This window comes from Frankia sp. CcWB3 (assembly GCF_977927595.1).
The window spans coordinates 1-6,941 of the sequence record NZ_CDWRCK010000225.1 but is presented as its reverse complement, the minus strand read 5'-3'; the positions used below and the strand labels follow the sequence as shown (position 1 = coordinate 6,941).

6 protein-coding genes are annotated in these 6,941 nt (G+C 68.8%); all 6 read right to left on the bottom strand.

Annotated elements, in window-relative coordinates:
• Positions 1 to 55 precede the first annotated feature (55 nt).
• Complete coding sequence (locus tag ACY5KJ_RS15825) at positions 56 to 1,564, bottom strand: cation:proton antiporter (RefSeq protein ID WP_462203703.1); 1,509 nt, start codon at positions 1,562 to 1,564, stop codon at positions 56 to 58.
• 380 nt (positions 1,565 to 1,944) lie between these two features.
• Positions 1,945 to 2,934 carry a malate dehydrogenase gene (locus tag ACY5KJ_RS15820; protein WP_462188884.1) on the bottom strand — a complete coding sequence of 330 codons (990 nt, stop codon included), beginning with the start codon at positions 2,932 to 2,934 and terminating at the stop codon, positions 1,945 to 1,947.
• A 208-nt stretch (positions 2,935 to 3,142) separates the two neighbouring features.
• Positions 3,143 to 4,318: an ABC transporter substrate-binding protein gene (locus tag ACY5KJ_RS15815; RefSeq protein ID WP_462188887.1), complete on the bottom strand. Its 1,176-nt coding sequence runs from the start codon at positions 4,316 to 4,318 to the stop codon at positions 3,143 to 3,145.
• A gap of 255 nt (positions 4,319 to 4,573) precedes the next feature.
• Positions 4,574 to 5,008 (bottom strand): GlcG/HbpS family heme-binding protein, encoded by a 435-nt coding sequence (locus tag ACY5KJ_RS15810; RefSeq protein WP_462188883.1) that lies wholly within the window; start codon positions 5,006 to 5,008, stop codon positions 4,574 to 4,576.
• Positions 5,009 to 5,195: 187 nt separating this feature from the next.
• Positions 5,196 to 5,951, bottom strand: a complete 756-nt coding sequence (locus ACY5KJ_RS15805) for a hypothetical protein (RefSeq protein ID WP_462188882.1) — start codon at positions 5,949 to 5,951, stop codon at positions 5,196 to 5,198.
• Between the two features lie 275 nt (positions 5,952 to 6,226).
• Complete coding sequence (locus tag ACY5KJ_RS15800; protein ID WP_462203701.1) at positions 6,227 to 6,463, bottom strand: DUF397 domain-containing protein; 237 nt, start codon at positions 6,461 to 6,463, stop codon at positions 6,227 to 6,229.
• Between the last annotated feature and the right edge of the window lie 478 nt (positions 6,464 to 6,941).

Below are 6,941 nucleotides of genomic sequence, written 5' to 3'. Positions count from 1 at the left end.
ATCCAGATCCCGATCCCGAATTCTAACCCGTCCCTACCCGTTGTATTGGGTGGGTTCACCGACCTTCGGTGTCGTGCGCGGGACCGAACTCCGGGGAGCGTCCGGGCCTCGCGACGGGAATGACGCCCGCCTCCGCGGCACCGACGCCACCGGCACCGCTCGCATGGTGACCGTCCAGCACGAGACGGCCGCCCGCCACCAGGTGACCGTCCGTCACCAGGTGACCGTCCAGCACAAGGCGGCGCTGTTCCTCGGCAGCGGTCTGCTCAACCTGTCGCATGGCACGGCGCAGGATCGGCGGAGCCATGACCGACGTGACGATCGCGACCAGAACGATGACCGTGTACGTCTCGGTGGAGAGCACCCCCAGCCGCACGCCGACGCTGGCCACCACGATCTCGATGACCCCCCGCGCGTTCATGCCGGCGCCCAGGGCAAGAGCCTCCCAGGGGGTCAGCCGGCTGGCCCGTGCCCCCGCGTACACACCGGCAAACTTGCCAAAGACCGCGACCGCGAGCACGATCACCGCCGCGAGCAGAACCCGGGGTTCACCCAGAGCGGTGAGATCGACACGTAGGCCCACCGTCGCGAAGAAGATGGGCGCGAGCACCGCCATCACCACGATTCGCAACGGGGCGACACTGGCCTGATCCACCAGGCCGGACGACCCGAGGACGACCCCGCCCAGGAAGGCGCCGAACACCGCCTCCAGCTCCAACGCCTGCGTCCCGGCCGCCGACGCGAGCACCAGCACGGCCACGAAGGCCACGACCGATCCGCTCCTGGCGCCGGGATCGGCGCCAGCCCCAGCCCCGGCACCACTCGTAGCAATGATCCGTCCCAGCACGGCCCGGACGACGACCCGGCCGATCGTCAACGCGAAGATCCCCGCCCCGAGGACGTAAAGCACCGACAACGCCGTGTCGCCCGCCCGGACACCGGTGGTCGCCATCGCGGACACGACCGCCAGCATCAGCCAGCCAACGGCGTCGTCGATGATCCCGCCGGCCAGCGCGAGCTGCCCGACCTCCCGATGGGTCAGACGCATCTCCATGAGCGTCTTCGCCATCACCGGGATGGCGCTCACGCACATCGTCACCCCGAGGAACAGCGCGAAGACCGTCCGGTCGCCGTCGGGGCCCAGCAGGGAGGACGGCATCAGCACGCCGGTGGCGATCCCGAAACCCAACGGCAGGAGCAACCCACCGAGGCTGATCCGGGCGACGGTGAGACTGCGCCGGCGGATGATCCGCGTATCAATCTCGAACCCGCTGAGCGCGACCAGGAAGAGAACGCCGAGCTGTCCCACCGCGTCGAGCAGGTGAAACTGCGCGGCGTCACGCGGAAGCAACCAGTCCGAGAAGGCCGGCCACAGCGTTCCGAGCAATGACGGGCCGAGGAGCACGCCGACGCAGAGCTCCCCGACGATGGCGGGCATCCGCAGGCGCACGGCGAGACGCCCGAGCAGAATTGCCAGACTGAGCAGCACGGCGAGCTGAAGCAGGAACAGCAGCAGGGAATGCGGTGGGATCGAGGGGACGGGCTGGGCGGACGTGAGGGACAATGTCTCTCCTCGGACGTCTCGCCACCACTGACGGCGGCGAGGGCTCCAAGCCGACGTCCGACGACCGACGGCCGCATCGGCGACAGGCCAGCCGAGAGCCGGAATCCCGGATCACGGAGACCGGATCACGGATTTCTCGTCATCCCCCGTCGCCCGCGCGCATGCGATTCGGTCGGCTGACGCCGCGGGCGCCGGCACTGGTACCGATGTCCCTCAAGAAGAAACCACAACGGACGCCGGGAAGTCCGCCGTTCGCGTCATCTCCCGCCGCATGGCGCGGAGTTGTGGAGGGGTAATCACGTTTTCCGGGCCGGCAACCGTGACCAGCCCTCCGCGCTTCCCTCCGCTTCACCAGCCTGCGCAGGCGGGGAGAAATCGGCTCAGATGAGGCCGAGCGCGCGGACCGCCTCCCGCTCCTCGGCCAGCTCACGCACCGAGGCGTCGATCTTCTCCCGGGAGAAGGCGTCGAGCTCCAGACCCTGCACGATCTCGAACCGGCCGCCGGACGCGGTGACCGGGAACGAGGAGATGAGCCCCTCGGGCACCCCGTAGGAGCCGTCGGACGGGATCGCCGCCGAGGTCCAGTCGCCCGCCGGGGTGCCGTTGACCCAGGTGAAGATGTGGTCGATGGCCGCGGAGGCGGCCGACGCCGCGGACGATGCGCCGCGCACCTCAATGATCTCGGCGCCCCGCTTGGCGACCCGCGGGATGAACTCGTCGGCAATCCATGCCTGGTCGCCGACCGCCTCGGCGTCGCTGCGTCCGCCCACCTCGGCGTGGAAGATGTCCGGGTACTGGGTAGCCGAATGGTTACCCCAGATCGTGATCTTCTTGATCTCGGTGCTGGGCACGCCGAGTTTCTTGGCGAGCTGCGCGATCGCGCGGTTGTGGTCAAGCCGGGTCATCGCGGTGAATCGCTCGGCGGGCACGTCCGGAGCGTGCGTCTGAGCGATGAGCGCATTGGTGTTGGCCGGGTTCCCGACGACGAGAACCCTGATGTCCTCGGCGGCCCCGCTGTTGATCGCCTCGCCCTGCGGCTTGAAGATCCCGCCGTTGGCGGACAGCAGGTCACCACGCTCCATGCCCTTGGTCCGCGGGCGTGCGCCGACGAGGAGGGCCACGTTGGTGCCCTCGAAGGCCCGCTTGGCGTCGTCGAACACGTCAACCCCCGCCAGTAGCGGGAAGGCGCTGTCCTCGAGCTCCAGCGCCGTGCCCTCCGCCGCCCGCACGGCCTGCGGGATCTCCAACAGACACAGCTTCACCGGCGTGCCCGCACCCAGCAGCTGGCCCGACGCGATGCGGAACAGTAGCGCGTAGCCGATCTGACCGGCGGCGCCGGTTACGGTGACGTTGACGGGCGTTGAGCTCACTGGCTTCTCCTGGTGCAGATCACGGAAGATCGGGGTGCGGCCCGTGTCGTCCTCGTAACGATCCCGAGCCGGCTGGGTAACCGGTCCTGGACTGGAACGTCTTCTGCCGCCCCAGCGATGCTAGTCCGAGGCTAGTCCGAAGTTCTTGGTCAGGAGGCACGGGCGGCGCGGACGCAGCTCACATCGCGGCGCCGCGATGGGGCACGTGCTACCGGCCGATCTCGGTCCCGCACCGTGGTACGGGCGAGACCAGCGCGAAACGTTTCGCGTCCGCGGTGACCTGAAGGAAGGTGTAGCAACGGGTGATCTGCCCGAAATGGGCGGCGAAGTTGACGGGGGCGGGCAGCAACCCGTCCGCGTCATAGCCGCGCACCGCCCGCAGGCCCCTGATGAACGTCTCCCGGCTGGGACATGGCCCGGCGGCCACCAAGCCGCGCAGGAACATGTCCGCCGAGATCCACCCGGACAGGGCCGCCGGCGGGGACACCTGGGGCGCGTACTCCAGCATGGCCTGCAGGAACCGCTGGTGAGCGGGAGTCTCCTGCTCGAACGGCAGGTAGTCGACGAAACTGTAGACCCCGGCCAGCACTCCGCCGAACAATTGCAGGAGACGCTGGTCGTAGCCGGTGGGCGACAGGATGACCCGCAGATCTGCCCGGGCCACCCGGGCGCCCAGGACCACCTGGCCGAAGGCGGCGCCGGTGACGGCGCCGACCAGGACGTCCGCGCCGCTATCGCGCACCTTCCGGCCGATACCTGGGATGTCGACCGGCCCGGTCGCATCGATCCGGCCGAGCACCCGCACCCCGGCCGCGGCGAGGCTCAGCGCCATCTTGTCGGCGAGGGTCACGGAGGTCGCCGAGAACCCGGACTGGGCGATGATCGCCCGGTGGCCGCCGCGCTCGGCGACGAACTCACCCCAGGTCGTGACGGACGGCCCGTCGAAGATCATATTCGAGTAGCTGAACATGTTGTCGTTGTGGGTCCAGGCCGCTTCCAGCGAGGTACCGGTCACCGGTATTCGCCGGCTATTGAGATAACCAGCGGAACCACTGGCCACGGAGGTCGACTCGATGATGCCGAACACCTGGTCGTCTTCCACGAGCCCCTGGGCGGCGGCCTGGTTCCCGGCGGGATTCGAGGCGTCATCCCGCCAGACATAGATCACTTTTCGGCCATACACACCACCCGCCTTGTCCGCCACCCCGAGCCGGGCGTCCACCCCGGCCCGGAAGGACCGGAACAGTGACGCCGCGTTTCCGGTGTCCGGATAGAGCAGGCCGAATCTGATCGAGCCCGGACCGACGCCCGGCGCCGCGCAGGCCGGGGGCGCGGTCGGCCTGTCGGTGGAGACCCGGCAGCCGACCGCTCCCAAGACGATCAGGAGACTCACGAGCCCGAGCAGCGCGGCCCGACGGTCCGCACGACGGCGCCGAGGCCGGTGCGGCCCGGCCCCCAGAGCCGTGATGCTCCTCACTCCATCAAGCCTGAACCAGGAGGACCACTCTTCGGTGCCATTCCGTTGATTTTGTGAGATTCACCGAAGATCGATCGCTCCCGGTTTCAGGATCCGATCCTGCTTCGGGCTCCCCACGCGGTACCCCGTGGGGTGCGGCCCCGGTCGGCCAGGTCGGCCAGGTCAGAACGCCGCCGCGGCAGCCCGGGCGATGGCCTGGTCAAGGGGGGCGGGACCACCGCTCACCCCGACGGCCCCCACGATCACCCCGTTCCGCCACAGCGGCAGCGCACCGGGCAGACCCGTGACGACCGGTTCCGCCGGCGACGGACGCTCCCGTCCGACGCGGCCGTCACCCGTGGCAGGTGCCTTGCCGCCAGCGTGTCCCTCGCCACCGGTATGACTGACCAGCTGGGCCGGCGGAGCCCAGGAGCGAGCCGCACACGCCTTGTCGACGGAGATATCCGCGGTCTCGAGCCGGGCATTGTCCATCCGGACGTGGGCAACCAGAATTCCGGCGTGGTCAACGACGGCAATGTTAACCGGTTGACCGAGGTGAACCGCATATTTCTCCCCGGCGGCGATGATCCGACGGGCGTCCTCGAGCGATACGGTCATCCGCGACTCTCCCCATAAAGCGGCGTTCCGGTGCGCTTGACCATAGGCCCTGGCTGACTGTCAGGTGGTGGAAGGCGCGCCGCGTAACCACCGTCGCGCATGGCACTCCCGAGTGGCGAACGGCAGGATAACGGCAGGATACAGGTAGACACGGGGTATCCCCGGTTCCCCGGCGGGGAACCGGGGGTCAGGCCGCGGCGACGAACGGGAGGACGGCCTGGGGGCAGCGGTGGATCAACCGGCTGGAGAGATAGCCGCCGCCCAGCAGGTCCAGCAGAGCACCGGCGCCCGGATGATCCAGCCGGCCGACCCGGTGCAGGCCGCGCAGGCGCAACAGACCGGGCAGGTGCGCCTCGATGACTCGCTGGTCGGGCCGGGGAGCTCCGTCGAGCCAGGTGTCGAACTGCGCGCCGGTCATGATTTCCCACACAACTGTGTCCGCGACGGCACCGGTGCCGTCGGTGACGGTCACCAGATGGGGTACCCGGATCAGATCGGCGAAGCCGCTGAGATCCGGCCGCACCCCGGCGGTGACGACGTTGTCACCGACCTCCGGCTCGCCGCCGGACCCGGGGGGGCCGCCGGGGGCGGGCGTACCGCCTGCTCCCGGCCGTCTCAGGGCATTGCGCAGATGAGAAGCGAACGCCAAGGCCAGCGCGCTGCGACCGGGCAGGCTGGCATGAGCGTGCAGGACGATGGCGTCGACTGCCGGTGCGCGTAGCCGCTCGGCCGCCGCGCGAACCAGCCAGGCCGGCTCGACCAGGACGAAACTGACCTGCGCGCGCCGCCGCTCCTCGATGGCGTCACCGCCGCCTCCCGACGGGGTCCGCACCCTCATGGACTCGTGAATCCACTGGCAGGTGATGAGCCCGTCGGCACCGGGAAGTGAGAGGAGCGGCAGATCCTCCGAGCTGAAGATCCGTTCAGGGATCGACGTGGGCATGCTGTCTCCGGTCCGGTTGGCCGGGAGCGACGCGAACGCGACCGCGGGCCGCGTGAGCGGGTTGCTAAGTGCAGGAGCGGGGCTGGCACCGTCTCGCCACGTGCCCGCCCGGTCCGGGCGGTCCGGGCGGGCACCGCCCCCCAGACCACAATCGGCCACGGTGCCCACACCGTCCACGACCCGGCGTGGGCTCCCTGCAGGGGGAGCCCACGCGGCGATGGAACGTACCCGCCTCGTCGAGGCTGCCGGAACCGGGAAAGCCATGACGGGCTCAGCTACTGGAGCAGGTTGTCGAAGTCGCCGTCTTTGGCGCCGAGTATCAGAGCCTCGATTTCAGCTCGGGTATACACCAGAGCGAGTCCGCTTGGATGCCGAGAGTTACGGACGGCAACTTCGTCGCCCGGAAGCTTCGCCATTTCGACGCAGTTTCCCTGCGAGTTGCTCCGGCGGCTCTTCTGCCATGTCACGCGCTGCAGCGCCGCGGCAGGCATACCGCTGTAGATCTTGCTCATGTCGATCTCCTGAAGCCCCGGGAAGCCGTGCCGCCACGGCCCCGACCCACGCCGTCCGCTCGCTGTACCACCGACGGGCCAACCACCGACCGCCGACCGACTGCCAGCCAAAACCATGACGGAACACCCCCCGGAAGATCGTCCCACCATGCCAGCGTGTGCGACTGCACGAACTTCAGCTCACGATACAGCACGGTCGGGTGCACGTGCATCAAGCGGGCGACAGACGCCCGGCCCGATGCCTCGCGCTGCCGCGGCCTCCACGCCGAACCAGTCCCAGGACGGCCCCAGGGCAGCCCAATGAAAGATCAAGAGAAGATCGACAACATCTAACGGAAGTGTCAAGGATGTTGATGTAACCACCGAAAGCACTAAAAATCTTATCACAAACACCATAAAAACACCACGAATCTGAGCCCAGCCCGTCCATGGGGCTCCCCGAAGAACCATGGACGGGTCTCGACACCACTAGGGCATG

Bases quoted from the DNA above. Each gene is read 5' to 3' on its own strand.
- ACY5KJ_RS15810 (WP_462188883.1), bottom strand. From the start codon at position 5,008: ATGACCGTATCGCTCGAGGACGCCCGTCGGATCATCGCCGCCGGGGAG.
- ACY5KJ_RS15805 (WP_462188882.1), bottom strand. From the start codon at position 5,951: ATGCCCACGTCGATCCCTGAACGGATCTTCAGCTCGGAGGATCTGCCG.
- ACY5KJ_RS15800 (WP_462203701.1), bottom strand. From the start codon at position 6,463: ATGAGCAAGATCTACAGCGGTATGCCTGCCGCGGCGCTGCAGCGCGTG.